Below are 26,180 nucleotides of genomic sequence, written 5' to 3' on the forward strand. Positions count from 1 at the left end.
CTTCAGTCCGCCAGATCGGCGAGCAGCGCCGTGCGCTGCTCGGGCGTCAACAGCACGCGCTCACGACAGTCCGCGTGTTCGACGGAGAATGCCACCGGCGCGCCGGCACGCAGCGCAGCGCGCATCGGCGCATCCAGTTCGAAGCGCAGGAAGTGCACCGCCGCGGTCTTGGCCTCGTTGCTGCGCTCGAGGTCTTCGTCGGCGATGGCCGTGACCGGCGGCAGGGCATCCACCAGCAGACGGAAGTGATGCTCGATGCCACGCCACTCGATCAGGCGCCGCCGCCGCTCGGCCTCGTCGGGAAATTCGATCAGCAGCGTCGCCTTCCAGTTGTGGCCGTCCGGGATCAATGGATTGTAGGCCGCCAGTTCCTCGGCGATCCCCTGCGGCTCGAAGATACGCTCGATGCGCAGCATCTCCTGCACCTGGTACTGCACGGTCAGACGGTCCTCGAACAGCAGAGTCAGATGCGGGCCGACATGCACGGTGCGGTTGCGCTTGTGCGCGATCGCGCGCTGCCTGAACTCGGCGCGCGACCGCGCGTAGGCTTCCAGAGACAGCAGGTCGTCGGGTACCAGTGGTCGCATGACGGAAGCGTCTAGATCCCGTAGGCACGCCGCAGCAGCGAAATCGGGTGCACGGAATGCCGGCCCGGATCCATGCCGTGCGCCAGGTGCTCACCGGCCATCGGGCAGTCGCTGCTGACATGGTCCGGCTCGGCCTGCTTGAATTTCGACACCACGGGCCGTGCGATCTTCATCGAGCGTTCGTAGGTGGCCTCGCGCACGCCGTAGGTACCGTCGTGCCCGGAACAGCGTTCGACAGCCTCCAGCGTCGTGCCCGGGATCAGCGCCAGCAGTTCGCGCGTCTTCGGGCCGATGTTCTGCACGCGCTGGTGGCAGGGCGCGTGGTAGGCGACCTTGCCGAGCGGCTGCGTGAACGCAGTGTTCAGCAGGCCGGCCCTGTGCCGGTGCATCAGGTATTCAAACGGGTCGAAGATCGCGCCGCGCAGCGCCTGCACGTCACCGTCCTCGGGGAACAGCAGCGGAATCTCCTGGCGGAACATCAGCACGCAGGACGGGATCGGCGCGGTGATGTCCCAACCGTCGCGCACCGCCTGCGCCAGCAGCGGCAGGTTCGCCTTCTTGTAGCGCTCGATGCTGTCGAGATCGCCCAGCTCCAGCTTGGGCATGCCGCAGCACTGCTCCCGCTCGATCAACCTGGTTTCGATACCGTTGTGGCGCAACACCGCGACCAGATCCTCGACCGCCTGCGGCATGTTGTAGTTGCCGTAGCAGGTGACGAAGACGGCGACGCGACCGCGTGTCGGCCCCGCGGCCTGCACCGCCGCGGGCTGCGGCGCATGCGCCGCCGCGGCCTTCTTGAGACGCGCGCGCGCGGTCGGATGGTGGTACTCCGGCAGCCGCGCATCGGGATGCACGCCCATCACCGCGCGCACCACCTTGCGCATCGTCGGGCTGCGGTTGATCGCGTTGACCGTTTCGGCGACCACCGGAATCGACGCCAGGCGGCCGATGCCCGTCGTGTTGGTCAGGCGCTCGTGCTGCGCGGGCACCTCGCCACGCCGGAATGCCTGCGCCTTGGCGCGCAGCATCAAATGCGGAAAATCGATCGCCCACTCGTGCGGCGGCACGTAGGGACACTTGGTCTGGTAGCACAGGTCGCACAGGTAGCACTGCTCGACGACCTTGCCGTAATCAGACTTGGCGACGCCATCGACTTCCATCGTCGGCGACGCATCGACCAGGTCGAACAGCGTCGGGAAGGCATGGCACAGGCTGACGCAGCGCCGGCAGCCGTGGCAGATGTCGTACACACGGTGCAGTTCGGCATCGAGGGCGTCGCGGTCCCAGAACGCCGGGTCGCGCCACGCGATCGCGTGGCGCGTCGGCGCCTGCAGACCGCCCTCAGCCCGAGGCTGATTGGATGGAGCTTCTGCCATGTCGATGCTGGACGCCGTTGCCGGTGTCCGGCCGGACTCAGCCGATATCCTGCAGCGCCTTGCTGAAACGGTTGGCGTGCGAGCGTTCGGCCTTGGCCAGGGTCTCGAACCAGTCGGCGACCTCGTCGAAGCCCTCGTCGCGCGCGGTCTTGGCCATGCCCGGGTACATGTCGGTGTACTCGTGCGTTTCGCCGGCAATCGCGGTTTTCAGGTTCGCCTTGGTCTCGCCGAACGGCAAGCCGGTCGCCGGGTCGCCGCAGGTTTCGAGATATTCGAGGTGACCGTGCGCGTGGCCGGTCTCGCCCTCCGCCGTCGAGCGGAACACCGCAGCGACGTCGTTGTAGCCCTCGACGTCCGCCTTCTGTGCGAAGTACAGGTAGCGGCGGTTGGCCTGGGACTCACCCGCAAACGCCGCCTTGAGGTTCGCTTCGGTCTTGCTGCCCTTGAGCGTAGCCATGTGGATCTCCTCTGGTTTGCACCGCAGCCGCAGAGTACGCCGGTTTTCCTGCAAGCAAAAGACAGGAATGGCTATCCCGGCAATAGTCGCTGTCTATGCACTTTCAGATCCCCGGCAGCGCCTTGCCCGGGTTGAGGATGCCGTTGGGATCGAGCGTGCGCTTGAGCGCACGCATCACGCCCAGCGTGTCGGCGGCGATCTCCCAGCCGACGTAGTCGCGCTTCTCGATGCCGACGCCATGCTCGCCGGACAGCGTGCCTTCGAGATCCAGGACCAGACGGAACACCTCGCCCAGGCAGGCGTGCACCGCCTGCATCTGCGCCGGATCCTCGGGATCGGCGAGCAGGTTGGTGTGCATGTTGCCGTTGCCGGCATGGCCGAAGTTGACGATGCGGATGCCATGCCGGCGCGACAGTTCGGCGAGCCCGGCGACCAGTTCCGGGATGCGCGTCACCGGCACGCAGACATCCTCGTTGACCTTCTTGGGTGCGATCTTGCGCAGCGACGGCGACAACGCCTTGCGGCATGCCCACAGGGCCTCGGTCTCGGCAGTCGTCGCGGCCGTGCGCAGTTCGATCAGCCCCGGTCCCGCGGCCGCCGCCGACACCGCGCGCAGCGCCGCGTCGATGGCGTCGGTGCTGCCATCGACCTCCATCAGCAGCAACGCGCCGGTGCCGGCGGGGATGCCGGTGGGCTGGTAGGCCTCGGCCAGCTGCACGGCGTCGCCGTCCATGAATTCGAGTGCGCTGGGCGTTTCCGGCTGGCCCATCACGCGCGCGACCGCCTCGGCCGCGCTCTTCACGTCGGCATAGCAGGCGCGCACGGTCTTCACGCACTGCGGCCGGGGCAGCAGCTTGAGCGTCGCCTCGGTGATCACCGCCAGCGTGCCCTCGCTGCCGACCAGCAGGCGTGTCAGGTCATAGCCGACGACACCCTTGGTCGTCGTGCAGCCGGTCCTGATCGTCGTGCCGGCGCCGGTCACGGCGCGCAGGCCCAGCACGTTGTCGCGCGCGGTGCCGTACTTGACCGCGCGCGGTCCGCCGGCGCAGCAGCCCAGATTGCCGCCGACTGTCGAGTACGCGAGGCTGGTCGGGTCCGGCGCCCAGAACAGGCCGTGCTTGCCGGCCTCGGCCTGCACGTCACCGTTGAGCACGCCGGCCTCGCATTCGAGCAGCCGATCTCCCGGCGAGACGCGCAGGATGCGGTTCATGCGCTCCAGCGACAGCACGACGCCGCCGTGGATCGGCACCGTCGCGCCGGTGGTGTTGGTGCCGCGCCCGCGCGCGACCAGCGGCAGCCCCAGCTCGTTGCACAGGGTCACCAGCGCCGCGACCTCGTCGTGCGAGTCCGCGAGCACGACGGCCTGCGGCATCGCCATGCGCTTGGAGTTGTCATAGCCGTAGGCCAGGCAGTCGGCCGGATCGGTGTAGAGGCGCTCCGGCGGAAACGCCGCGCGCAGCCGGCGCAGCGCAGCTTCCGGCAGCGGCGGTGCGGACTGGATCTGCGGGGTGCTCATCACTTCGGGAACAGCTGCTCGTCGATGGCGTCGCACAGGCAGTGCAGGAACAGGATGTGCACCTCCTGCACGCGCGCCGTCACCGACGAGGCCGCGCGCAGCTCGATGTCGGACTCACGCAGCAGCGCCGCCATGCGCCCGCCGTCGCGACCGGTCAGCGCGATCACGTGCATCTGCTGCGCGTGCGCGGCCTCGATCGCCCTGACCACGTTCGGCGAGTTGCCCGAGGTCGAGATCGCCAGCAGCACGTCGCCGGTGCGGCCGAGCGCCTCGACCTGCTTGGAGAACACGCGCTCGAAGCTGTAGTCGTTGGCGATCGCGGTGAGCGCAGAGGAATCGACGGTCAGCGCGATGCCGGGCAGTCCCGGCCGCTCGCGCTCGAAACGCCCGGTGAGCTCCGCGGCGAAATGCTGCGCGTCGCCGGCCGAGCCGCCGTTGCCGCAGGCCAGCACCTTGCCACCGGCGCGCAGGCGCTCGGCGAGCAGCGCGGCGGCACGGACCAGCGCCGGCAGCGCCTGGGCCAGCGTCGCCTGTTTCGCGGCGATGCTGGCTTCGAAATGCGAACGCAGGCGGGATTCGAGTTTCATTGAGAGGGGCGGGAAACCGGATACGGAAGACGGTTCATTGTGAACCGGGCGTGTCCGGCCGCCAATGCGGGTCAACCGGCATCGAACGCGGCACGGATCCAGTCTGGATGGCCGGCGCCGTCGAAGGCGACGACGTCGAAGCGGATCGCACGCTGCGCGTGCTCCGGCTGCGCCGCGACGAACAGCTGCGTCGCCCGCACGATGCGCGCCTGCTTGCGGGCATCCACCGACTCCGCCGCGCTGGCGAAACCCGCGCTGCCGCGCGCCCGCACCTCGACCACCACCAGGGTCCGGCCATCGAGCATCACCAGGTCCAGCTCGCCGCCGCGGCAGCGGAAGTTGCGCGCGACCAACTGCAAGCCCGCGCCGGCGAGCAGGCGCAGCGCCGCATCCTCGGCGTGCGCGCCGCGCGCCGACGCCTCAGGGCCGGCTCGCCGCCACCACACCATCGGCGCGCAGGTCCACGCAATCCAGACGACGCACCAGCGCACTGCTGCCGGCCCATTCCATCTGCCCGCTGGCACCGCGATAGCCGTCGCCGACACGCAGCTCGCCACGCTGCAGCGCGCGGGCGATTTGGTAGGCATCGCGGCCCAGCGCGTACAGGCGTGGATAGGCCGCGGCCGACGCCAGGCCGGCCGCTTCCGCGCGCTCGCGGCTCCAGTCGCCCTCGGCATCGAGCATGAACGGCATGTCGCAGAAGCGCAGCCCGGAGAGGTCCGCGTCGGCCCGCCCGTCGTAGATCAGCGAGGTCGCGTACAGCGGCAAACCGCTGGCGCGGTAGAAACGGAACTGCGGCAACAACACGCGCGCGTCGCTCGCGCGTGCGGCAAGGAAGACCAGATCGATGTCGGCGCGGCGCCGCGCGTCGAACTCGGTCTTGACCCCGAGCGCGGCGTTGAGGGCGCGATGTCGTTCCTCACTGGCCGCCACGCCCATCAGCTGAGAGATGATGTCCTTCTGGTCGCTGACACCCTGACGGTAACGGCCGGCGGCAACCACGCGCCCGCCGGCCTGATTGAGACGATCCTCGAACGCGGCGAGCACACGCGCCCCCCAGTCACCCTCCGGCACCAGTGCGACCGCACGACGCAGCGATCGCGCCACGGCGTCGTCGGCGGCCGCGCGCGCCTCGTCTTCGGGCGCCAGTCCGAACTGATAGAAACCGGACGGCGACGGCGTCCCCGCATCGAGGTAGTTCAGGCCAAGCACCGGGACCGGCGGCTGCATCGCCGCGAGTTGCGCGACACCCTCCTTGGTCAGCGGGCCGACGATGAAGCCGGCGCCCTCGTCGAGCGCAAGCCGGTACGCTGCGGCGAGCCGCTCCGGGCCGTCGCCGACGTCGTACACCCGCACGGATCCCTGCCCGCCGGCCGCGAAATGGCGCGCGAGAAAGCCGTCGCGGACCGCTTCCGCGGTCGCCGCGAACGGTCCGCTCAAGGGCAGCAGCAGTGCGATGCCGGTTCCCGGTGTCGGCTGGTTGAGCCATTGCTCGACATACGCCGGCATCGGCTCCGGGTGCCCCTGCACGGCGACGTGCGTCTCGGACTGGGACTGCACCGTTCGTGCCGGCGGCGCCACCGGCGCGCGCGACGCGCAGCTGGCCAGGGTCGCCGCGATCAGAAAACCGAGGAACTTGGGCATGCGCGATATCGGCAAGTCTTGGGCCGCAGGGTCAATGGAAGGATAATGCAGTATGACACGCAGACCTCCGACACCGGCGCGGCCGTGACTGCCGAATCCGCGCGGCTCGAACCGCACACGCTGTATGTCGTCGCCACCCCGATCGGCAACCTCGGCGACCTGTCGCCGCGCGCGCAGGCGGTACTCGCCGGCGTCGATCGCATCTGCGCGGAGGACACGCGCACCAGCGGCGCGCTGCTCGCGCACTTCGGCATCCGCAGGCCGCTGGTCGCCCTGCACGAACACAACGAATCCGCCGTGTGCGAACGGCTGGTCCGGGAACTGCAGGACGGCGCCGCGCTGGCGCTGGTGTCGGACGCGGGCACGCCGCTGGTCTCCGATCCCGGCTTCGTGCTGGTGCGCGCGGCGCGTGCGGCGGGCCTGCCGGTGGTGGCGGTGCCCGGTCCCTGCGCCGCGATCGCTGCGCTGTCGATCTCGGGCCTGCCCAGTGACCGCTTCGTGTTCGAAGGCTTCCTGCCGGCGAAGTCCGCAGCGCGGCGCAGCCGCCTGCGGGCGCTCGCGCACGAAACCCGCACGCTGATCCTCTACGAGTCCAGCCACCGCATCGCCGACACCGCGCAGGATCTCGCCGACCTGCTCGGCCCGCGCGAGGTCTGCCTCGCCCGCGAGCTGACCAAGCTGCACGAGCAGAGCGTCGTCCTGCCCGCCTGCGATCTGCCGGGCTGGCTGCGTGAGGACGCCAACCGCGAGCGCGGCGAGTTCGTGCTGCTGATCGCCGGCGCAGCGGTCGAGGAGCCGGCCGCCGGCCTCGACACCGTGCAACTGCTGCGGCTGCTGCTGCGGGAATTGCCCGTGTCCGCCGCGGCGCGCATCGCCGCCGAGATCACCGGGCTGCGCAAGAAGGAACTGTACGAACGCGCGCTGCAGTTGAGCCAGGGAGACCCCGATGCGTAACACCTTCTGTGCCCTTGCGGTCTCGTTCGCCGGTCTGCTGCCTTTCGCGGCGCAGGCCGATGCGGTCGCCGACCTGCACGCGCTGTTCGACGCCGAGTGGCAGCGCACGCTGCGCGACAGCCCGGAGACCGCGACCTATCTCGGCGATGCGCGCTACGACGATCGCTGGACCGACTGGTCAGCCGCCGCGATCGAACGGCGCCATGCCGCCGATCGTGCGGCGCTCGACCGGCTCGCGCTGATCGACCGCGAGGCGCTGCCGCCAGCCGAGCAGCTCAACTACGACCTGTTCGAGCGCCAGACGCGCGAAGCCGTCGAGGCACACGCGTTCCGCCCGTTCCTGCTGCCGCTGAACCAGCGCGGCGGCATCCAGACGCAGGACGAGATTCTCGAAGTCCTGCGCTTCGACTCGACCCGGGCCTACGAGAACTGGCTTTCGCGCCTGCAGGCGCTGCCGGTGCTGATCGCGCAGACCGAGGCCCTGATGCGCACCGGCATCCGCGAGAAGCGCGTGCACGCGCGCGTCGTCATGGAGCGCGTGCCGGCGCAGCTGGACCAGCAGATCGTCGATGACCCGCGCCGAAGCCCGTTCTACAAACCCTTCCTGTCGTTCGATGCGGGGATTCCCGCCGACCGGCGCGCTGCCTATGCCGAGCGCGCACGGCAACTGATCGCCGAGGGCGTCGTCCCGGCGTATCGCCGCTTCCGGCGCTTCTTCGTCGAGGACTACCTGCCGGCCTGCCGCAAGGATGCGGGCGTCTGGGCACAGCCGGACGGCGAACGGCTGTACGCATGGCTGGCGCGCCACCACACGACCACCGAGCTGTCACCCGACCGCATCCACGAGATCGGCCTCGCCGAGGTGCGCCGCATCCGTGGCGAGATGGAACAGATCAAGCACGACGTCGGCTTCGATGGCGACCAGAGCGCGTTCATCGCGCATCTGCGCAGCGATCCGCAGTTCTATTACCGCAACGGCGACGAGCTGCTGCTCGCCTACCAGGCGCTGGCCAAGCGCGTCGATCCGGAACTGGCGCGCCTGTTCAAGACCCTGCCGCGCCTGCCCTACGGCGTGCGCCCGATCCCGGACAACATCGCGCCGGACACGACCACCGCCTACTACCTGCCCGGTGCCGCCGACGGCTCGCGCGCCGGCTGGTACTACGTGAACCTGTACAAGCCGGAGACGCGGCCCAGGTATGAGATGGAGGCACTGACCCTGCACGAGTCGGTGCCGGGCCATCACCTGCAGATCGCGCGCGCGCAGGAACTGGGCGAGCTGCCCGAGTTCCGCAGGAACGGCCCCGGCTTCACCGCCTTCGTCGAGGGCTGGGGCCTGTACGCCGAATCGCTGGGCACGGAGCTGGGCCTGTACCGCGATCCGTATGCGAAGTTCGGCGCGCTGACCTACGAGATGTGGCGCGCGGTGCGCCTGGTCGTCGACACCGGCATGCACCACAAGCGCTGGACACGCCAGCAGGCCATCGACTACTTCAAGGCCAACGCCGCCAAGTCCGAACTCGACATCGTCAACGAGATCGACCGTTACATCGCCTGGCCCGGCCAGGCGCTGGCCTACAAGATCGGGCAGCTGAAGATCCGCGAGCTGCGCACGCGCGCGGAACAGGCGCTGGGCGAGAAGTTCGACGTGCGCGAGTTCCACGACACCGTGCTCGGCAGCGGCGCGATTCCGCTCGACCTGCTCGAACGACACGTCGATGCGTGGATCGCCGAACGAGCCTCGGGCTAGCGGAACCGGCCCAGGCGTTCATGGACCGGCTGCCCATCGAGGTACAGCTCTTCCAGCACGGCATAGCCCTTGCGCACGCGCACTGTGACGTAGGCCGGACGGCGAGCATCCTCCTCCTCCGCGCCGCGCCGCGGCCGGCTTGCCCAGTAGCGGCGCTCCGCCTCCGGAGCGAGCCGCTCGTCGAGGTAGTAGCGGTCGAACGGCAACCGCAGGCGCAGTTCGTCCCGGTTGTTCCACTGCACCTCGGCCTGCAGATAATCGCCCGAGCTCGGCGGCGTGGCGCTGATTCCGGCGATGACCGCGTCGCCCTGCGCATCACGACCGAGCGACGCATAGACGCGCTGACCGGGTTCGAATGCGGAGGCCGCGCCCTGCGCCACGATGCGCGCGGCCTCGAAGTCGAGCCTGACGTAGCGGCCGCGGAACGGATCCGCCGGATCGACCGGCGCGGTGCGGAAGCGGTATTGCGCGCCCTCGCGCAGCGTCGTCTGGCCGCGGTGGATCAGGAAGGCCGGGACCGCCCACTGCGCCACACTGACCAGCACCAGGCCGAGTACGAGAGTGCGGGTTTTCATGCGCGCACCCGGCGGCGCAGCCAGACATGCGCGGCCATGAACGCGGCACCAGCGAGCAGGAATGCGATGCCGCGCGCGGTGAACGACCACTCGGCATCGACGAAGCGCATCACCACCAGCAGCGCGATCAGACCGAGGCCCCGCGTGCTGCGCGCCGAATCCTGCCGGGTCAGGCCGTCGCGGATCAGCAGCAGACCCTGCACCAGCACATAGGCACTCAGCAGCAGGGCGGGCAGCGCCGCCAGCGCACGGCTGTCCACACCCGCCAGGACCGCCATCAGCACGGCCGGAAACACCTGCAGTGCGGACGCACGGTCACCGCGCAGCCACGCGCGCCAGGCCAACACGACCAGCAGCCCCAGTCCCGCGAGCAGGAACAGCCAGGTACCGGGTAGCTGCGCCGACCAGCGCAGCCACGACCCCCCGCGCCAGACATCGGGAAAGCTGCCGATCAACGCGGCCAGCGTGGTCGCCGCGCCGCCGTACAGTGCCAGCGGCCGTTGCCACAGCTGCGAGACTGCCGCAGGACCGCGCGCCGACTCGAACATCACCAGCACGGCACCGAACTGCGCGAGCCACCACAGACCCAGGCGCGGCAGACCCGGCAGGCTGACGAGGCTGGCGGCGAAGAACGCCGGTGCCAGCCCGGCGAGCAGCAGGTTCAGGCGCAGGGTGTCGACAGGCGCGCGCTGGAGGCGCAGGACGTGCGGCACCAGCAGGGCGAACAGTACGACGACCGACCAGACCGATTCCTCGCGGTCCGGGACGGCTGCCGCCCAGCCGGCGAAGCCGGCTGCGCACAGCACGGCCAGCAGGCTCGCGTCGAGCAGATAGACCAGCGGCACACCGACGAGCGCGCAGGTCAACAGGAAACGATCGAGGTCACCGGGAAAATGATAGATCTGTCCGACCAGCGCCAGCGCCGCGGCAAACGCCAGCGCGGTGAAGGCCGCACTGGACTCGCGCCAGGCGCGCGAGTCCGCCGCCCTGAGCAAGGTCCAGCCGCAGGCCAACTGTCCGAGCAGCAGCGGAACGAATGCGACCGTCAGGCGCACCGCCTTCGACCAATGATCCCAGTTGTGCGCGATCAGCAGGATCAGGCCGAGCCCGATCAGCACGATGCCGAGCAGCGGAAACAGCACGCGCGCCCAGACACCGCGCGCGGACGCGGCAGCTGCGTAATGCTGGCGCAGGCGCCCGGCGGCGGCGGCATCGAGCACGCCGGCCTCGATGAGGCGCGGCAGTTCGTCCAGCAGCCAGCGCACCGGTGGTTTCATGGTTGGACGACTCGGCCCATCGTTTCAGCCTAGCAGAGCGCGAACTCGCTATGCTTCAACTTCGTCTTGGGGATGGTTCGGGGAGCGCGCGCGTGAACGATGGGGGCCACGGCCAGTTCGGCCTGCTGCGCGCGCGGCGTTTCGGACCGTTCTTCGTCACGCAGACGCTGGGCGCGCTCAATGACAACGTCTTCAAGAACGCGCTGGTCATCCTGGTCACCTTCGGTATCGCCGGGTTGTCGCCGGACGACGTGAATTTCTACGTCAATCTCGCCGGCGGGCTGTTCATCCTGCCGTTCTTCCTGTTCTCGGCGACGGCCGGGCAGATCGCCGAGAAGTACGAGAAGGCCGCGCTGATCCGCGTCATCAAACTCCTCGAAATCGTGATCATGGGCCTGGCAACGGTCGGCCTGATGACGGAGAGCGTGGCTTTTTTGCTCGCTGTGCTGTTCCTGATGGGCACGCAGTCGGCGCTGTTCGGCCCGGTGAAATACTCGATCCTGCCGCAGCATCTGCGCGAGGAGGAACTGGTCGGCGGCAACGCGCTGGTCGAAGCGGCCACGTTCCTGGCAATCCTGCTCGGCACGATGTTCGGCGGCTGGCTGATCGCGCAGCACGGCGGCGCGCAGTGGGTGTCGGCGGCCGTCGTCGTCGTCGCGATCCTCGGCTACCTGGCGTCTCGCGGCATTCCGCCTGCGGCGGCGACAGCGCCGGACCTGCGGATCAACTGGAACCCGCTGACCGAGACCTGGCGCAACTTCCGCTTCATGCAGACCAACCGCACGGTGCTGCTGTCGGTACTCGGTATCTCCTGGTTCTGGTTCTACGGCGCGGTGTTCCTGTCGCAGCTGCCGAACTACACCAAGACGATCCTCGGCGGTGACGAAAGTGTCGTCACGCTGCTGTTGACGGTGTTCTCGCTGGGCATCGGCATCGGCTCGCTGTTGTGCGAGCGCCTGTCCGGGCACAAGGTCGAGATCGGCCTGGTGCCGCTGGGCTCGATCGGCCTGACGCTGTTCGGCATCGACCTGTACCTCGCGCAGCCGGATGCCGCCGTCACCGCTGGACTCTCGGCCAGCGCGTTCCTGGAGATCGCCAACAATCACCGCGTGCTGTGGGATCTGCTGCTGACCGGCATCTTCGGCGGCTTCTACATCGTGCCGCTGTACGCGCTGATCCAGACGCGCTCTGAGCCCAGCCACCGCTCGCGCATCATCGCCGGCAACAACATCCTCAACGCCCTGTTCATGGTCGTCGCCGCGATTGTCGCGGTGGTCTTTCTCAATGCCGGCCTGAGCATCCCGCAGTTGCTGCTCACCGTCGCGCTGATGAACGCCGCCGTCGCGGTGTTCATCTACTCGCTGGTGCCCGAGTTCCTGATGCGCTTCCTGGTGTGGATGCTGATCAACACGCTCTACCGCATCAGGAAGACCGGCCTCGAACACATCCCCGACGAAGGCCCGGCGGTGATCGTGTGCAACCACGTCAGCTTCGTCGATGCGCTGATCCTCGGCGGCAACATCCGCCGCCCGGTGCGTTTCGTCATGTACTACAAGATCTTCCGCATCCCGCTGCTGAAATTCATTTTCCGCACCGCGCGGGCGATTCCGATCGCCGGCAGCAAGGAAGACCCGGCACTCATGGAAAAGGCCTTTGCCGAGGTCGAGGCGGCGCTGAAGAACGGCGACGTGGTCGGCATCTTCCCCGAAGGCGCGCTCACGCCCGACGGCGAGATCAAGACCTTCCGCCCCGGCATCGAGCGCATCCTCCGGGCCACGCCGGTGCCGGTCGTGCCGATGGCGCTGCGCGGGCTCTGGGGCAGTTTCTTCTCGCGCCGCGACAATGCGCTCAAGCGCGCGCGCCTGCCGCGGCGTTTCTGGTCGAAGATCGAGATGGTCGCCGGCGCACCGGTGCCGGCGGCACAGGCGAGCGCCGCGGCGCTGGAACAGCGCGTGCGTGAGTTGCGCGGCGAGCTGGCCTGAGGCGCCGGACCTCAGGCGCGGTGGTAGGGGTGATTCGCCAGCAGGCTCCACGCACGGAACAGCTGTTCGGCGACGAGCACGCGCACCAGCGCGTGCGGCAGCGTCAGGCGCGACAGGCTCCACTTCTGGTGCGCGCGTGACAGCACCTCGGGTGCATGGCCGTCCGGTCCGCCGACCAGCAGACAGGTGTCGCGCCCGGACTGCATCCACGCCTTGAGTTCGCCGGACCAGTCCACGCTGCTCAGCTGACGTCCATGCTCGTCGAGCGCGACGATCAGGCTGTCACGCGGAATCGCCTTGAGTATCTTCGCGCCTTCCTGCTGCCTGGCGCGGGCGATGTCGCCGTTCTTGCCGCGCTGCGCCGGCGCGATCTCGATCAGCTCCAGACGGCATTCGTGCGGCAGGCGCGCGGCATAGTCCGCGTAAGCCGTCTCCACCCATCCGGGCATGCGCGTCCCGACCGCGATCAGGTGGATGCGCACGGACGCAGCGCCGGATCAGCGCTTGGCTTGGGTCCTGGATCGGGCGGCCGTCTTGCGCGGCGCCTTGGCGACGGCAGATTTCTTCGCCGCGGACTTCTTGCCGGCAGGCTTGGCCGTCTTCTGGGCCGCCTTCTTGTCGGCCTTCTTGGCGGCCTTCTTTGCCGCCGTCTTGCGCGGCTTGGACTCGACGACCGGCAGCGCCTCGTCCACCGTCCACAGCTTTTCCAGCTGATAGTGCGCGCGCGCCTGCGCCTGCATCACGTGCACGACGACCCCGCCCAGATCGACCAGCACCCACTCGCCGGCCTCCTCGCCCTCGATACCCATCGGCGCGTAACCGGCCTGCTTGGCTTCCTGCCAGACGTTCTGTGCCAGCGACTTGACGTGGCGGTTCGACGTGCCCGTGCAGATGATCATCGTGTCGGTGACCGTGGTCAGCTTCTGGACATCGAGCACCCGGATGTCCTGCCCCTTGAGGTCTTCGAGGGCATCGACCGCGATCTTGGCGAGCCTGGACAGCTTCGGGTGCTTAGTGTGTGGTCGCATCGTCGTCCTGGATCAGGGCCGCGCGATCCGCGGCCGTCATGGCATTGAGTATGGCATCGGGGACCAGCCCGCGCACCGAATGGCCCTGACGCAGCAGGCGGCGGATCCGCGTCGAGGAGATGTCCAGCATCGGCAGTTCGAACTGGAACCAGCGGCCGGCGGGCGCGGCGCGCAACTCGGTGGCGTCGTAGGCGCGGCGCGGCGCCAGCATCTCGCGCGTTTCCACCGACGGATCGAGCAAGGAGCCGGGGCGCGACACGACCGCCAGATGCGCCAGTGCGAGCAGTTCCGGCCAGCGATGCCAGGTGTGCAGATGCTGGAACGCATCCGCACCCATCAGCAGCACCAGCGAGGCGCGCGGAAACGCCTCCCGCAGATCGGTCAGCGTGTCCACTGTGAACGAAGGTCCATCACGCAGGATCTCGCGGTCGTCGGCTACCAGCCCGCGCTCGCGGCGCACCGCCAGGCGCACCCACTCCAGCCGCCGCTGCGGCGGGACCTTCGAGTCGGGCCGGTGCGGCGGGTGCGCAGTGGGAATCAGGCGTACCTGCTGCAAGCCCAGACGCTCGCGTGCCTCGATCGCCAGACGCAGATGGCCGTTGTGGAAGGGCGCAAACGCACCGCCGAAGATGCCGATCGCCTTCATGCGTGTGACGTGTGCGGCGAGATGTCAGGCCACGCTGCGATCAAGCAGTATGCTTCCCGCGCCTCACGCCTCACGCCTGACGCCTCACGTTCGCGTCACCGCACCGAACCGTCGCCAAGCACGACCCACTTGAGCGTGGTCAGGCCCTCGAGGCCGACCGGACCGCGGGCGTGGAACTTGTCGGTGCTGATGCCGATCTCCGCCCCCAGACCGTACTCGTAGCCGTCGGCGAAGCGCGTCGAGGCATTGACCATCACCGAGCTGGAATCGACTTCGCGGACGAAACGGCGGATGCGGCTGTAGTTCTCGGACACGATCGCGTCGGTGTGATGCGAGCCGTAGGTCTCGATGTGTTCGATCGCGGCTTCCAGGCCATCGACGATGCGGATCGACAGGATCGGCGCGAGATACTCGGTGCGCCAGTCTTCCTCCGTCGCCGGCCGGGCTTCGCCGATCAGCTTGCAGGTCGCCGGGCAGCCGCGCAGCTCGACGCCGGCCTCCAGGTAGATCCGGCCCAGTTCCGGCAACACGCGTTCTGCAATCGCCTTGTCAACCAGCAGCGTCTCCATCGTGTTACAGGTGCCGTAGCGCTGCGTCTTGGCGTTGACCGCGATGGCAATCGCCTTCTCGGGATCCGCCGCGCCATCGATGTACACGTGGCAGATGCCGTCGAGGTGCTTGATCACCGGCACCTTGGCCGCCTCCGCAACCGCCGCGACCAGGCCCTTGCCGCCGCGCGGAATGACCACATCGACGTACTCGGGCATCGCGACCATCTCGGTGACCGTGCGGCGATCGGTGATGTCGAGCACCTGCACGGTCTCGCGCGGCAGGCCGGCGTCGGTCAGCGCGCGTTCGATGCAGCGCGCGATCGCCAGATTCGAGCGCAGCGCCTCGGAGCCGCCGCGCAGGATCGCCGCGTTGCCCGACTTCAGGCACAGGGCCGCAGCGTCCGCGGTCACGTTGGGCCTGGATTCGTAGATGATGCCAACCACGCCCAGCGGCACGCGCATGCGGCCGACCTGGATACCGGACGGACGCAGCTTGAGTTCGTGCAGCTCGCCGACCGGGTCGGGCAGACTGGCGATCTGCTGCACGCCGTCGGCCATCGCGGCGATGCGCGCAGGATTGAGCTCCAGACGATCGAGCATCGCCTCGTCGAGCTTGGCGCCGCGCCCATCGCGCAGATCCGCGGCATTGGCCGCCTGGATCGCCGCCGCCTCGTCACGCAGGATCTGCGCCAGCGAGAACAGGCACGCATTCTTGATGCCGGTGTCGGCCCGCGCGATGGCGCGCGCAGCGGCGCGCGCCTTCTCGCCGCGTTCGCGCATGTAGGCGGCGATACTGTCGGTCTTGGCTTTGGGTGACTTGGCGGACGGTGCGGGGCTCATCGGATCTTGCGCTGGGCCGCGCCACTGGCGGCGAGCGACAATGTTAGCAATTCTTCCCAGGCCGCAGACTCCTGGCCGGTCTTGACCATGCGGTCGATGCGCGCCGCCTGGCGCAGCCAGCCCATCGCCTCGCCCGGCCGGATGCGCGGCAAGGCCTTGATATAGCGAGCCTGCTGAAAGCGGCGGATGCCGGCCGCGTCGCAGGCGGAAGAGGCGTCGCGGGTGCGCGAATAGACCAGCGACGCCTTGATCAGCTGGCGCAGCATCCACAGCAGCGCGCTGAGCACTTCCAGCGGCGCGAATCCTTCTTCGCGCAGACGCTCCAGGCTGCGCACCGCGCCCACCGCATCAGCGTCGAGCACGCGGTCGTTCAGATCGAAAGCCTCGAAGCGTGCGCTGTCGGCGACCGCCTGAGTCAGCTGCTCGGCGGAAACGCGCTGGCCCGGGAACAGCAGTGCCAGCTTGGCAATATCCTGGGCGGCGGCGAGCAGATTGCCCTCGGTGCGCTCTGCGAGCAGCCTGAGCGCGTCAGGGTCCAGACCCAGGCCCGCAGACCGGCAGCGCGCTTCGAGACAGCCGTGCAATTCACCGGCCTTGACCGGCCAGGCATAGACACTGACGCCGGCGCCATCGAGCGCCTTGTACCAGGCCGCCTCGCGCGCGCGGCCGTCGAGCGCGCCGCAGACCACCAGCAGCAGCACGTCCTGCGGCGGACGTCGCGCGATCTCCTGCAGCAGTTTGCGCCCGTCGTCGTCGGGACCGGCCGCCATGCGCACCTCGACGATGCGGCGGCTGGCGAACAGCGACAGGCTCGCGCAGCTCTCCACCAGACGCTGCCACTCGAAACCGCGCTCGACGTCCAGCACCTCGCGCTCGCTGTAACCGTCCTTGCGCGCCCGGGCGCGGATCGCGTCCAGGGTCTCCTGGATCAGCAGCGGCTCCTCGCCCGCGACCAGGTACAGGGGCGCGAGACCCTTGGCGAGATGGGCGTCGATCTGGGCGGGCTTGAGCTGCACGGGGTGTTCGTCGGTCGGCGGACGTGGATTCTAGCGGTGGCGATAGAATGGCGCGCATGAGCCGTCACCTGTCACCGACCGATCACCTGCTATCCGCACTCGATCGCGCGCTCTCGCGACTCGTCGACCCGGCGCGTCAGGATGCGGCCCGACCCAGCCCCGCGCCCGGCGTCGCGGATCCCGCATTCGACGAACGCACGCGCGCGCATGTCGCCGGTCTGATGCGGGTCAACCACGCCGGCGAAGTCGCCGCGCAGGCGCTCTACCGGGGACAGGCGCTGGTCGCCCGCGACGAGGCCACACGACGGAAGCTGCTCGATGCGGCGCGTGAGGAACAGGACCACCTGCGCTGGTGCGAGGCGCGCCTGCGCGAACTGGGCGACCAGCCGAGCCGGCTGCAGCCGCTCTGGTACGCGGGCTCGTTCGTCATCGGCGCGGCCGCCGGTCTGGCCGGCGATGCGTGGAGCTTCGGCTTCGTCGATGAGACCGAGCGCCAGGTGTCCGCACATCTGGGCGAGCATATCGGCCAGCTGCCGCCGGACGATCAGCGCAGCCGCGCGATTCTTGAACGGATGCGCGCGGACGAGGAGCGGCATGGCCGCGCAGCGCGCGAAGCGGGTGGACGGCCGCTACCGGAGCCGGTGCGCCAGCTGATGCGCCAGATCGCGCGCGTGATGAAGTTCAGCGCCTACCGGATCTGAGCGCCGGTCAGCGGCGCTCGTCCGGACAGGACGTGCGCTCGGTCTGCACGGTGACATGCCGCACGCGGTGATGTGCGTGCACCCAATCCTTGATGTCGCGCACGACGCGCTCGTCATCGGCCCCTTCGGCGAGGACCGCATGCAGGGTCATCACCGAACGCTCCGGCGTCAGCATCCAGTGATGGACGTGGTGCACGCTGCGCACGCCGGCGACCTGTGCGGGCAGCGACTGCGCGAATGCCGCCGCGTCGAAGCCCTGCGGCGTGCCTTCGAGCAACACATGGGCCGACTCCCGCACCAGCCGCCCCGCACTGCGCAGGATCAGCCCGGCGACCAGCAGCGACAGCAGGGGATCGATCAGCGTCCAGCCGGTGGCCAGGATCACCAGCGACGCGACGATCGCGGCCACCGAACCGAGCAGGTCGCCAAGCACGTGCAGCAGCGCTCCGCGAACATTCATGTCGTGTGCGTGGCCGCCGCGCAAAACCGCGAAAGCCAGCAGGTTCACGACCAGCCCGGCGGTCGCGACGGCCAGCATCGTGCCGGCGATGATCTGCGGCGGCGCCAGCAGGCGCTGCACCGCCTCGAAGACGATCCAGCCGACGATCAGCAGCAGCGCGAGGCCATTGACGAAGGCGATCAGCACCGGAACGCGGTGATAGCCGTAGGAACGGCGGGCGTCCGGCGGACGCCGAGCCTGCACCTGGGCCCACAGGGCCAGGGCCAGGGCCAGCGCGTCGGTGAGCATGTGACCGGCGTCGGCGAGCAGCGCCAGCGAGCCGGACCACAGGCCGCCGGCCACTTCGACGAGCATGAAGCCGGCGGTGAGCAGCAGCGCCAGGCGCAGGCGCCCGATGCCGTCGCCGGCGTCGTGGCGGTGGCTATGCCCGTGGGCGTGGTCGTGGGGATGGTCGTGCACGGCAGACAGGGTGAAAACGATCAGGGCGAAGCTTAGCCGCAAACGGCGAAGGCGGCCTGCGGCCGCCTTCCCGGATCTGCGTTCCTTACCTTCAGCGCGAAATGTTCATGCCGTAGAAGATCTCGCTGATCTCGTGATTGACGTTGTCGCGGATCTTCTTGGCCTCGCGCGGCGGCAGCTCGGTGACGCCTTCACCGAACAGGTAGGTATCGAGATCCAGCTCCTTCAGGCGCATCTTCGTGTGGAAGATGAACTCCTGATAGACGTTGACGTCGATCATCTGGTAGCGGTTCTTGATGTCCGCCGACAGGAAATCCTGAATCGACTCGACGTTGTGGTCGATGAAATGCTTCATGCCGCGCACGTTGCGGGTGAAGCCGCGCACGCGGTAATCCATCACGACGATGTCGGACTCGAAGGACTTGATCAGGTAGTTCAGGGCCTTGAGCGGCGAGATCTTGCCGCAGGTCGAGACGTCGATGTCGGCACGGAAGGTCGAGATGCCATTGTCCGGGTGCGTTTCCGGATAGGTGTGCACGGTGATGTGCGACTTGTCCAGGTGCGCGACCACGGATTCCTTGTCGTTCTTCTTCTTCGGCGTCGGCAGGCCGTCGTGGTGGCCTTCCGAGATCAGCATCGTCACCGAAGCGCCCTGCGGGTCGTAGTCCTGGCGCGCGACGTTGAGGATGTTGGCGCCGATGATGCGCGCCACCTCGGTCAGGATCGCGGTCAGACGCTCCGCGTTGTAGGCCTCGTCGATGTACTCGATGTACTCCTGCTGATGCTGCTTGGAGCGCGCATAGCAGATGTCGTAGATGTTGAACGACAGCGACTTGGTCAGGTTGTTGAAGCCGAGCAGCTTCAGCCTGGGGTTATTGGTTGGCTTGGGCTTGGCCTTGGCCAATGCAGTGCTCCGGTGATGACAGACAGACGCGCCGGCCGGCGCGGCCCCACAAAGTGCGGATTATGCGGCAATTCCGCGTCAAAACGATGTCACTGGCTTACTGGGCCGCGCGGATCTCGTAATCGTGCGTGATCGCCACACCGCCGCGGCCGAGCATGATCGAGGCCGAGCAGTACTTTTCGGCCGACAGCTCGACGGCGCGCCGGATGTGATGTTCGGCCAGATCACGGCCGACGACCACGAAGTGCATGTGGATCGCCGTGAATACCTTGGGATCGGCGTCCGCGCGCTGCGCTTCAAGCTCGACCCAGCAGTCGGCGACCTGCTGGCGCGCCTTCTTGAGGATCAGCGTCACGTCCACCGCGGAGCACGCGCCGACGCCCATCAGCAACAGTTCCATCGGCCGCGGGCCGAGATTGCGGCCACCGATCTCCGGCGGGCCATCGACGACCAGCGCATGTCCGCTGCCACTTTCGGCGACGAAGCTGGCGTTTTCAGACCATTTGACGCGTGCTTTCAAGATTCTTCTCCGGCCGGTTCCGCGGGCCAATGTGCTATTTTCGGGCAAAACAACGACCGTTCCAATGCGGCAGAGGATGCGATGCTGATGAAATCCGCGGTGCAGGCGTTCGTGGACACGGCGCACAAGCGCAGTTTTCCGCCCAAGCACACCCTCATTCACGCCGGCGACGAACCGCAGTCGCTGTACCTCATCCTCGAAGGCTCGGTCAGCATCCTGCTCGAAGACGACGACGGCCGCGAGATCGTACTGGCCTACCTGGGCCCCGGCGAGTTCTTCGGCGAGATGTGCCTGTTCCCCGAGCAGCAGCTGCGCACCGCGATCGTCCGCACGCGCACGCCGACGCTGCTCGCCGAGGTCGGCTATCAGGCCTTCCGCAGCTTCGCGCAGCAACACCCCGACATCATGTTCGAGCTGGCCGGCCAGCTCGCCACGCGCCTGCGCGACACCACCAGGCGCCTCGGCGACCTGACCTTCCTCGACGTGGCCGGGCGCATGGCCCACACACTGCTCGACCTCGTGCGCAAACCCGGCGCACAGGCCCATCCGCGCGGTGTCCTGATCCGCACCTCGCGTCAGGAACTGGCGCGGCTGGTGGGCTGCTCGCGCGAGATGGCCGGCCGCGTGCTCAAGAAACTCGAAGAAGACGGCATGGTGCAGTCGCAGGGTCGCAGCATCCTGCTGCTCGGCGTCAAGGCGCCCTAGACGCCGGTCACGCGCGCACCAGCGCGCGCAAGGCGGCGCCGGGCCGCGCCTGCCGCATCAGCGATTCGCCGATCAGGAAACGCTGCACGCCGGCAGCGCGCATGCGTTCGACGTCCGCTACGGTCGCAATCCCGCTCTCGGTGACGACGTCGAGTCCGGCCGGCAGCCGCGGCAGCAGATCCAGCGTCGTTTCGAGCCGGGTCTCGAAAATCCGCAGATTGCGGTTGTTGATGCCCAGCAGCCAGCCCTCGCCCAGATCCGCGCCGAGCACCTGATCCAGCTCGGCGCCGTCGTGGATTTCGACCAGCACGTCGAGACCCCAGGCCCGGGCACAGTCGTGCAGCGCCTTGAGTCGTGCCGGCTGCAGCGCGGCGGCGATCAGCAGCACGCAGTCCGCGCCGATCGCCCGCGCCTCGATGACCTGCGCCTCGTCGATCAGGAAGTCCTTGCGGATCACCGGCAGCGCGCAGGCCGAGCGCGCCTGCACGAGGAAAGCGTTATGCCCCTGGAAGAACGCCTCGTCGGTGAGCACCGACAGGCAGGCCGCGCCGCCCTGCGCGTACTCGCGCGCCAGCCAGGCCGGATCGAAATCGGCGCGGATCAGGCCCTTGCTCGGCGATGCGCGCTTGATCTCGGCGATCACGCCGGCCTGGCCGGTCGCGACCCTGGCGCGCAGCGCCTCGATGAAACCGCGCGGCGCATCCGCGGCGCGCGCCAGGTCTTCGAGTGCGGTGCGCGAATAGCGCCGGCCGAGCAGCGCGATCTCTTCGCGCTTCTTCGCGAGGATCGTGTAGAGAATGTCGGACATCAGCCGGCCTGCCTGATCCGCTGCGTCACGGCGACGAACTCGTCGAGCTTGGCGCGCGCCCGGCCGCTGGCCAGTGCATCGCGCGCGCTTGCGATGCCCGCCTCGATACGGGGCACGACACCGGCGACGTACAGCGCCGCGCCGGCGTTGAGCGCCACGATCTCGCGCGCGACGCCATCGCGGTTGTCCAGCGCTTCGAGCACGCGCTGCTTCGACTCCTGTGCGTCGGCGACGCGCAGATTCTGCGATCCGGCCATGCGCAGACCGAGGTCTTCGGGATGGATCTCGTATTCGCGCAACGCGCCGTCGCGCAGCTCACCGACCAGCGTCGCGCCGCCGAGCGTGATCTCGTCCATGCCGTCCTTGCCCCAGACCACCATCGCGTTGCGCACGCCCAGGCGCTGCAGCACGCGGATCTGGATGCCGACCAGGTCCGGATGGAACACCCCCATCAGGATGTTCGGCGCATTCGCCGGGTTGGTCAGCGGCCCGAGGATGTTGAAGATCGTGCGCACGCCCATTTCCTTGCGCACCGGCGCCACCGCCTTCATCGCCGGGTGGTGATTGGGCGCGAACATGAAACCGATGCCGCAGGCCGCGATGCAGGCCGCGACCTGTTCCGGCTGCAGGTCGATGACCGCGCCCAGTGCTTCGAGCACGTCGGCGCTGCCCGACTTGCTCGACACGCTGCGGTTGCCATGCTTGGCGATGCGCGCGCCGGCCGCGGCAGCGACGAAGATCGAAGCCGTCGAGATGTTGAAGCTGTGCGCGCCGTCGCCACCGGTGCCGACGATGTCGATGAAGTGGGGATGAGGGGCGACCTCGACCTTGCGCGACAGCTCGCGCATCACCTGCGCCGCCGCAGTGATCTCGCCGACCGTCTCCTTCTTCACGCGCAGCCCGGTCAGGATCGCTGCGATCATCACCTGTGAAACCTCGCCGCCCATGATCTGGCGCATCAGGCCGATCATCTCGTCGTGGAAGATCTCGCGGTGCTCGATCGTGCGCTGCAGCGCTTCGTGTGGAGTGATCGACATCAGTAGCTCTCCAGGAAGTTCTTCAGCAGCACGTGACCGTGTTCGGTGAGAATCGACTCGGGATGGAACTGCACGCCCTCGACCGGCAGTTCGCGATGCTTCAGGCCCATGATCTCGTCCACCGCGCCGTCCGGCAGCTGCGTCCACGCGGTGATCTCGAAGCAGTCGGGCAGCGTTTCCTTCTCGACGATCAGCGAGTGGTAGCGCGTCGCCGTGTACGGCGACGGCAGGCCGCGGAAAACGCCGTGGCCGTTGTGATGCACGAGGCTGACCTTGCCGTGCATCACCTCGCGCGCGCGCTTCACCGTGCCGCCGAAGGCCTGACCGATCGACTGGTGACCGAGGCAGACGCCGAGAATCGGAAAACGTCCCTTGAGGCGCTCGATCAGCTCCAGACAGATCCCCGCCTCGTTGGGCGTGCACGGCCCCGGCGACAGCACGATGTGACGCGGGGCGAGTGCCGCGACTTCATCGACGCTGATCTCGTCATTGCGGAACACGCGCACGTCCGCGCCCAGCTCGCCGAAGTACTGGACGAGGTTGTAGGTGAAGGAGTCGTAGTTGTCGATCATCAACAACATGTCACGCCTCCCCGCCTGCGGTGGTGCCACCGTCCAGGGCGCGACGGCCCGACGCAGCGCCAAGCACCGGCTCGGCCTGTGCCGCGGCCCGCAGCATCGCTGCGGCCTTGTTCATCGTCTCCTCCCATTCGAGCTGCGGCACGGAGTCGGCGACGACGCCACAGCCCGCCTGCACGTGCAGCTGGCCGCCCTTGATCACCGCGGTGCGGATCGCGATCGCGGTGTCCATGGTGCCGTCCCAGCCCAGGTAGCCGACGGCGCCGCCGTAGATGCCGCGCTTGACCGGCTCCAGCTCGTCGATGATCTCCATCGCCCGCACTTTCGGCGCGCCGGACAGCGTGCCGGCCGGGAAGGTCGCGGCGAGCGCGTCGAGCGCGTCGAGACCCGGCCGGAGCCGGCCGGTGACGTTGGAGACGATGTGCATCACGTGGCTGTAGCGCTCGATGACCATCCTCTCGGTCACGCACACGCTGCCGATCTCCGAGACGCGACCGACGTCGTTGCGGCCCAGGTCGATCAGCATCAGGTGCTCGGCGATTTCCTTGGGATCGGCCAGCAGCTCGGCTTCGAGCGCACGATCCTCTTCGGGTGTCGCGCCGCGCCTGCGCGTGCCGGCGATCGGCCGCACGGTGACTTCGCCGTCCTCGACGCGGACCAGGATCTCGGGACTCGAACCGACGACGTGGTGATCGCCCAGATCCATGCAGTACAGGTACGGCGACGGGTTGAGACGGCGGATCGCGCGGTACAGCTGCACCGGATCGGCGTTGAACGGCGCGGTCAGACGCTGCGAGGGCACGACCTGCATGCAGTCGCCGGCGGCGATGTACTGCTGGATGCGCTCGACCGCACGCTTGAACGGTTCTTCGCCGAAGCGCGACTCGAACGGCAGCGGCGTTCCGCCCCCCGCCAGCGGCGCGCGCGGCAGCTGTGTGGGCGCCGCCAGCTGCGCCTCGATCTCGTCGAGTCGCCTGCGCGCACGCGCGAGATCGGCGGCGTCCGCCGGATCGGCATGCACGACCAGGATCAGGCTCGCGCGCAGGCTGTCGAAGACCACGAGTTCGTCGGCCAGCATCAGCAGGATGTCCGGCGTGCCGAGCGGATCGGCTTTCGTGGACTTCGCCAGCTTCGGCTCGAAGTAGCGCACGCAGTCGTAGCCGAAATAGCCGACCAGACCGCCAGAGAAACGTGGCAGACCCGGCTCGGGCCGCACGCGGTAACGCGCGGCATAGGCGCGGATCCAGCCGATCGGATCAGCGGTTTCGACCGCCTCGACGACGGCCTCGTTGCGCGTCACGGTCACGCGCGGGCCGGTGACACGCAGCACTTCGCGCGACGGCAGGCCGATGAACGAGTAACGGCCCCAGCGCTCCCCGCCCTGCATCGATTCGAGCAGGAAGCTGTAGGGCTTGTGTGCCAGCTTGAGGTAGGCGCCGACCGGCGTGTCGAGGTCGCCGGGCAGTTCGCGCGTCAGGGCGATGCGGTTGTAGTTCATGTCGGGAATCGGGAATCGGGAATGGGGAATCGCAAAAGCGGGCGCGCGAGTCGCCCTCGGCAAGGCTTCACCGCCATCGCCACCCGAGTTGCTGCAACGATTCCCGATTCCCCATTCCCGATTCCCGTCTTTACCCGGCTTGTGCAATCTGTTCGCGCATCGCCGCGATTGTAGCCGCGTAGTCTTTCGCACCAAAGATCGCGCTGCCGGCGACGAAGGTGTCGGCCCCGGCGGCGGCGATCGCGCGGATGTTGTCCACCTTGACGCCGCCGTCGATCTCCAGCCGGATCGGCCGACCGCTGGCGTCGATCAGCGCTCGCGCCTCGCGCAGCTTGTCCAGCGATGCCGGGATGAAGCTCTGACCGCCGAAGCCGGGATTGACCGACATCAGCAACACCATGTCCACCTTGTCGATCACGTACTTCAGGCAGTCCATCGGCGTTGCCGGGTTGAACACCAGGCCCGCCTTGCAGCCGGCGTCTCGGATCGCCTGCAGGCTGCGGTCGATGTGGCGCGTCGCCTCCGGGTGGAAGGTGATCCAGCTGGCGCCGGCCTTGGCAAACAGCTGCGCCAGCGCGTCGACCGGCTCGACCATCAGGTGCACGTCGATCTCGGCGTGGATGCCGTACTTGCGCAGCGCCTCGCACACCGCCGGGCCGAAGGTCAGGTTGGGCACGTAGTGGTTGTCCATCACGTCGAAATGGACGATGTCGGCGCCGGCAGCGAGCACACGCTCGACATCCTCGCCGAGCCGGGCGAGGTCGGCGGACAGGATGCTGGGGGCGATCAGGGGGGCGAGCTTGGACATGGCGCGCATTCTACAATGCGCGGCCATGAACACCCTCTACGAATCGAGTCTCACCAGCGTGCCGCGCCTCCACCGCGGCAAGGTCCGCGACATCTACGCCCTCGGCGAACGCCACATGCTGATCGTGACCAGCGACCGGCTGTCGGCCTTCGACGTGATCCTGCCGCAGCCGATTCCCGGCAAGGGCGCGGTGCTGACCGCAGTCAGCAATTTCTGGATGGCGCGCTTCGCGCACATCCTGCCCAATCATCTCGCGCCCGAAGTGGATCTGGCGCAGTACCTGACGCCGGCCGAGCTGGCGCAGGTCGCCGGCCGCAGCAACGTCGTGCGCAGGCTCAAGGCGCTGCCGATCGAGGCGGTCGCGCGCGGCTACCTGATCGGCAGCGGCTGGAAGGACTACCAGAAGACCGGCGCCATCTGCGGCATCGCCCTGCCGCCCGGCCTGCAGCTCGCCGACCGGCTGCCCGAGCCGATCTTCACGCCGGCTGACAAGGCGCCGGTGGGCCAGCACGACGAGAACATCAGCTTCGCCGAGGTCGAACGCCGCATCGGCCAGGACCTCGCCGCGCAGGTGCGCGACACCACGCTGCGCCTGTACCGGGAGGCCAGCGACTACGCGCGCACGCGCGGCATCCTCATCGCCGACACCAAGTTCGAGTTCGGCGTGGACGAGGCCGGCCGCCTGCACCTGATCGATGAGGCGCTGACACCGGACTCGTCGCGCTTCTGGCCGGCCGAGAGCTACCGTCCCGGCATCAGTCCGCCGAGCTTCGACAAGCAGTTCGTGCGCGACTACCTGGAAACGCTGGACTGGGACAAGAAGGCGCCCGGCCCGCGTCTGCCGGACGAGATCATCCAGAAGACCGCCGCGAAGTACCGCGAAGCACAGCGGCTGCTGACGGGCACCTGATCCGGG

28 protein-coding genes are annotated in these 26,180 nt (G+C 68.5%); 6 read left to right on the forward strand and 22 right to left on the reverse strand.

What is annotated here, in order from left to right:
- Window positions 1-2 precede the first annotated feature (2 nt).
- The 7 genes from AAG565_RS09785 to AAG565_RS09815 form a co-directional block, all read right to left on the reverse strand.
- Complete coding sequence (locus AAG565_RS09785; RefSeq protein WP_348819404.1) at window positions 3-587, reverse strand: DUF3501 family protein; 585 nt, start codon at window positions 585-587, stop codon at window positions 3-5.
- 11 nt (window positions 588-598) lie between these two features.
- Window positions 599-1,963, reverse strand: coding sequence for a heterodisulfide reductase-related iron-sulfur binding cluster (locus AAG565_RS09790; RefSeq protein WP_348819405.1), 1,365 nt, complete (start codon window positions 1,961-1,963; stop codon window positions 599-601).
- A gap of 37 nt (window positions 1,964-2,000) precedes the next feature.
- Entirely contained in the window at window positions 2,001-2,420 is a 420-nt protein-coding gene (locus tag AAG565_RS09795; RefSeq protein WP_348819406.1) for a rubrerythrin family protein, read from the reverse strand.
- A 103-nt stretch (window positions 2,421-2,523) separates the two neighbouring features.
- Window positions 2,524-3,936 carry an FAD-linked oxidase C-terminal domain-containing protein gene (locus tag AAG565_RS09800; protein WP_348819407.1) on the reverse strand — a complete coding sequence of 471 codons (1,413 nt, stop codon included), beginning with the start codon at window positions 3,934-3,936 and terminating at the stop codon, window positions 2,524-2,526.
- A complete protein-coding gene (locus AAG565_RS09805) occupies window positions 3,936-4,523 on the reverse strand; it encodes a phosphoheptose isomerase (protein WP_348819408.1) in 588 nt (195 codons plus the stop codon). Before AAG565_RS09805 ends, AAG565_RS09800 begins: the two co-directional genes overlap by 1 nt.
- Window positions 4,524-4,594: 71 nt before the next feature.
- Window positions 4,595-4,969 (reverse strand): YraN family protein, encoded by a 375-nt coding sequence (locus AAG565_RS09810; RefSeq protein ID WP_348819409.1) that lies wholly within the window; start codon window positions 4,967-4,969, stop codon window positions 4,595-4,597.
- Window positions 4,944-6,167 (reverse strand): penicillin-binding protein activator, encoded by a 1,224-nt coding sequence (locus AAG565_RS09815; protein WP_348819410.1) that lies wholly within the window; start codon window positions 6,165-6,167, stop codon window positions 4,944-4,946. Before AAG565_RS09815 ends, AAG565_RS09810 begins: the two co-directional genes overlap by 26 nt.
- Window positions 6,168-6,212: 45 nt before the next feature.
- On the opposite strand from AAG565_RS09815, the gene rsmI reads away from it, so the two are divergent.
- Both rsmI and AAG565_RS09825 read left to right on the forward strand, forming a co-directional pair.
- Window positions 6,213-7,121 carry a 16S rRNA (cytidine(1402)-2'-O)-methyltransferase gene (gene rsmI / locus AAG565_RS09820; RefSeq protein ID WP_348819411.1) on the forward strand — a complete coding sequence of 303 codons (909 nt, stop codon included), beginning with the start codon at window positions 6,213-6,215 and terminating at the stop codon, window positions 7,119-7,121.
- Window positions 7,114-8,871, forward strand: a complete 1,758-nt coding sequence (locus tag AAG565_RS09825) for a DUF885 domain-containing protein (RefSeq protein WP_348819412.1) — start codon at window positions 7,114-7,116, stop codon at window positions 8,869-8,871. The genes rsmI and AAG565_RS09825 overlap by 8 nt, the downstream gene beginning before the upstream one ends.
- On the opposite strand, the gene AAG565_RS09830 is transcribed toward AAG565_RS09825, so the two are convergent.
- Window positions 8,868-9,446: a GDYXXLXY domain-containing protein gene (locus tag AAG565_RS09830; RefSeq protein WP_348819413.1), complete on the reverse strand. Its 579-nt coding sequence runs from the start codon at window positions 9,444-9,446 to the stop codon at window positions 8,868-8,870. The genes AAG565_RS09825 and AAG565_RS09830 overlap by 4 nt on opposite strands.
- Window positions 9,443-10,723 carry a DUF2157 domain-containing protein gene (locus AAG565_RS09835; protein WP_348819414.1) on the reverse strand — a complete coding sequence of 427 codons (1,281 nt, stop codon included), beginning with the start codon at window positions 10,721-10,723 and terminating at the stop codon, window positions 9,443-9,445. Before AAG565_RS09835 ends, AAG565_RS09830 begins: the two co-directional genes overlap by 4 nt.
- 92 nt (window positions 10,724-10,815) lie before the next feature.
- Here AAG565_RS09835 and AAG565_RS09840 point away from each other — a divergent pair, with 92 nt between their 5' ends.
- Entirely contained in the window at window positions 10,816-12,705 is a 1,890-nt protein-coding gene (locus tag AAG565_RS09840; protein ID WP_348819415.1) for an MFS transporter, read from the forward strand.
- An 11-nt stretch (window positions 12,706-12,716) separates the two neighbouring features.
- Here the strand turns inward: AAG565_RS09840 and rlmH are convergent, their stop codons facing one another.
- The 5 genes from rlmH to holA all read right to left on the reverse strand — a co-directional run bounded on the left by rlmH (window position 12,717) and on the right by holA (window position 16,786).
- Window positions 12,717-13,187, reverse strand: coding sequence for a 23S rRNA (pseudouridine(1915)-N(3))-methyltransferase RlmH (rlmH, locus tag AAG565_RS09845; protein ID WP_348819416.1), 471 nt, complete (start codon window positions 13,185-13,187; stop codon window positions 12,717-12,719).
- A 15-nt stretch (window positions 13,188-13,202) separates the two neighbouring features.
- On the reverse strand, window positions 13,203-13,733 hold the full coding sequence (gene rsfS / locus AAG565_RS09850; protein WP_348819417.1) for a ribosome silencing factor: 531 nt from the start codon (window positions 13,731-13,733) through the stop codon (window positions 13,203-13,205).
- Window positions 13,717-14,379 (reverse strand): nicotinate-nucleotide adenylyltransferase, encoded by a 663-nt coding sequence (gene nadD / locus AAG565_RS09855; RefSeq protein WP_348819418.1) that lies wholly within the window; start codon window positions 14,377-14,379, stop codon window positions 13,717-13,719. The genes rsfS and nadD overlap by 17 nt, the downstream gene beginning before the upstream one ends.
- 95 nt (window positions 14,380-14,474) lie before the next feature.
- The gene (locus AAG565_RS09860) at window positions 14,475-15,770 is read right to left on the reverse strand and encodes a glutamate-5-semialdehyde dehydrogenase (RefSeq protein ID WP_348819419.1); all 1,296 of its coding nucleotides are present in this window, start codon (window positions 15,768-15,770) and stop codon (window positions 14,475-14,477) included.
- Window positions 15,767-16,786, reverse strand: coding sequence for a DNA polymerase III subunit delta (gene holA, locus AAG565_RS09865; protein WP_348819420.1), 1,020 nt, complete (start codon window positions 16,784-16,786; stop codon window positions 15,767-15,769). The genes AAG565_RS09860 and holA overlap by 4 nt, the downstream gene beginning before the upstream one ends.
- Before the next feature lie 56 nt (window positions 16,787-16,842).
- Between holA and coq7 the strand changes: the two genes are divergently transcribed.
- Window positions 16,843-17,487: a 2-polyprenyl-3-methyl-6-methoxy-1,4-benzoquinone monooxygenase gene (gene coq7 / locus AAG565_RS09870; protein WP_348819421.1), complete on the forward strand. Its 645-nt coding sequence runs from the start codon at window positions 16,843-16,845 to the stop codon at window positions 17,485-17,487.
- A gap of 7 nt (window positions 17,488-17,494) precedes the next feature.
- Here the strand turns inward: coq7 and AAG565_RS09875 are convergent, their stop codons facing one another.
- The 3 genes from AAG565_RS09875 to AAG565_RS09885 all read right to left on the reverse strand — a co-directional run bounded on the left by AAG565_RS09875 (window position 17,495) and on the right by AAG565_RS09885 (window position 19,830).
- Window positions 17,495-18,406, reverse strand: a complete 912-nt coding sequence (locus AAG565_RS09875; RefSeq protein WP_348819422.1) for a cation diffusion facilitator family transporter — start codon at window positions 18,404-18,406, stop codon at window positions 17,495-17,497.
- Window positions 18,407-18,497: 91 nt separating this feature from the next.
- The gene (speD, locus tag AAG565_RS09880) at window positions 18,498-19,310 is read right to left on the reverse strand and encodes an adenosylmethionine decarboxylase (protein ID WP_348819423.1); all 813 of its coding nucleotides are present in this window, start codon (window positions 19,308-19,310) and stop codon (window positions 18,498-18,500) included.
- Between the two features lie 97 nt (window positions 19,311-19,407).
- Window positions 19,408-19,830: an OsmC family protein gene (locus tag AAG565_RS09885; protein WP_348819424.1), complete on the reverse strand. Its 423-nt coding sequence runs from the start codon at window positions 19,828-19,830 to the stop codon at window positions 19,408-19,410.
- An 81-nt stretch (window positions 19,831-19,911) separates the two neighbouring features.
- On the opposite strand from AAG565_RS09885, the gene crp reads away from it, so the two are divergent.
- Complete coding sequence (crp, locus tag AAG565_RS09890) at window positions 19,912-20,535, forward strand: cAMP-activated global transcriptional regulator CRP (RefSeq protein ID WP_348819425.1); 624 nt, start codon at window positions 19,912-19,914, stop codon at window positions 20,533-20,535.
- 7 nt (window positions 20,536-20,542) lie between these two features.
- Here the strand turns inward: crp and trpC are convergent, their stop codons facing one another.
- The 5 genes from trpC to rpe form a co-directional block, all read right to left on the reverse strand.
- A complete protein-coding gene (gene trpC, locus AAG565_RS09895) occupies window positions 20,543-21,343 on the reverse strand; it encodes an indole-3-glycerol phosphate synthase TrpC (protein WP_348819426.1) in 801 nt (266 codons plus the stop codon).
- Window positions 21,343-22,380, reverse strand: a complete 1,038-nt coding sequence (gene trpD, locus AAG565_RS09900; protein WP_348819427.1) for an anthranilate phosphoribosyltransferase — start codon at window positions 22,378-22,380, stop codon at window positions 21,343-21,345. The genes trpC and trpD overlap by 1 nt, the downstream gene beginning before the upstream one ends.
- Window positions 22,380-22,961 carry an aminodeoxychorismate/anthranilate synthase component II gene (locus tag AAG565_RS09905; RefSeq protein ID WP_348819428.1) on the reverse strand — a complete coding sequence of 194 codons (582 nt, stop codon included), beginning with the start codon at window positions 22,959-22,961 and terminating at the stop codon, window positions 22,380-22,382. The genes trpD and AAG565_RS09905 overlap by 1 nt, the downstream gene beginning before the upstream one ends.
- A 1-nt stretch (window position 22,962) precedes the next feature.
- The gene (trpE, locus tag AAG565_RS09910) at window positions 22,963-24,456 is read right to left on the reverse strand and encodes an anthranilate synthase component I (RefSeq protein ID WP_348819429.1); all 1,494 of its coding nucleotides are present in this window, start codon (window positions 24,454-24,456) and stop codon (window positions 22,963-22,965) included.
- 130 nt (window positions 24,457-24,586) lie between these two features.
- Window positions 24,587-25,264, reverse strand: coding sequence for a ribulose-phosphate 3-epimerase (gene rpe / locus AAG565_RS09915; RefSeq protein ID WP_348819430.1), 678 nt, complete (start codon window positions 25,262-25,264; stop codon window positions 24,587-24,589).
- 25 nt (window positions 25,265-25,289) lie between these two features.
- On the opposite strand from rpe, the gene AAG565_RS09920 reads away from it, so the two are divergent.
- Entirely contained in the window at window positions 25,290-26,174 is an 885-nt protein-coding gene (locus AAG565_RS09920) for a phosphoribosylaminoimidazolesuccinocarboxamide synthase (protein ID WP_348819431.1), read from the forward strand.
- The last annotated feature ends 6 nt before the right edge of the window (window positions 26,175-26,180 follow it).

Origin of the sequence: Fontimonas sp. SYSU GA230001 (assembly GCF_040066175.1) — a bacterium.
Classification (GTDB): domain Bacteria; phylum Pseudomonadota; class Gammaproteobacteria; order Nevskiales; family Nevskiaceae; genus Solimonas.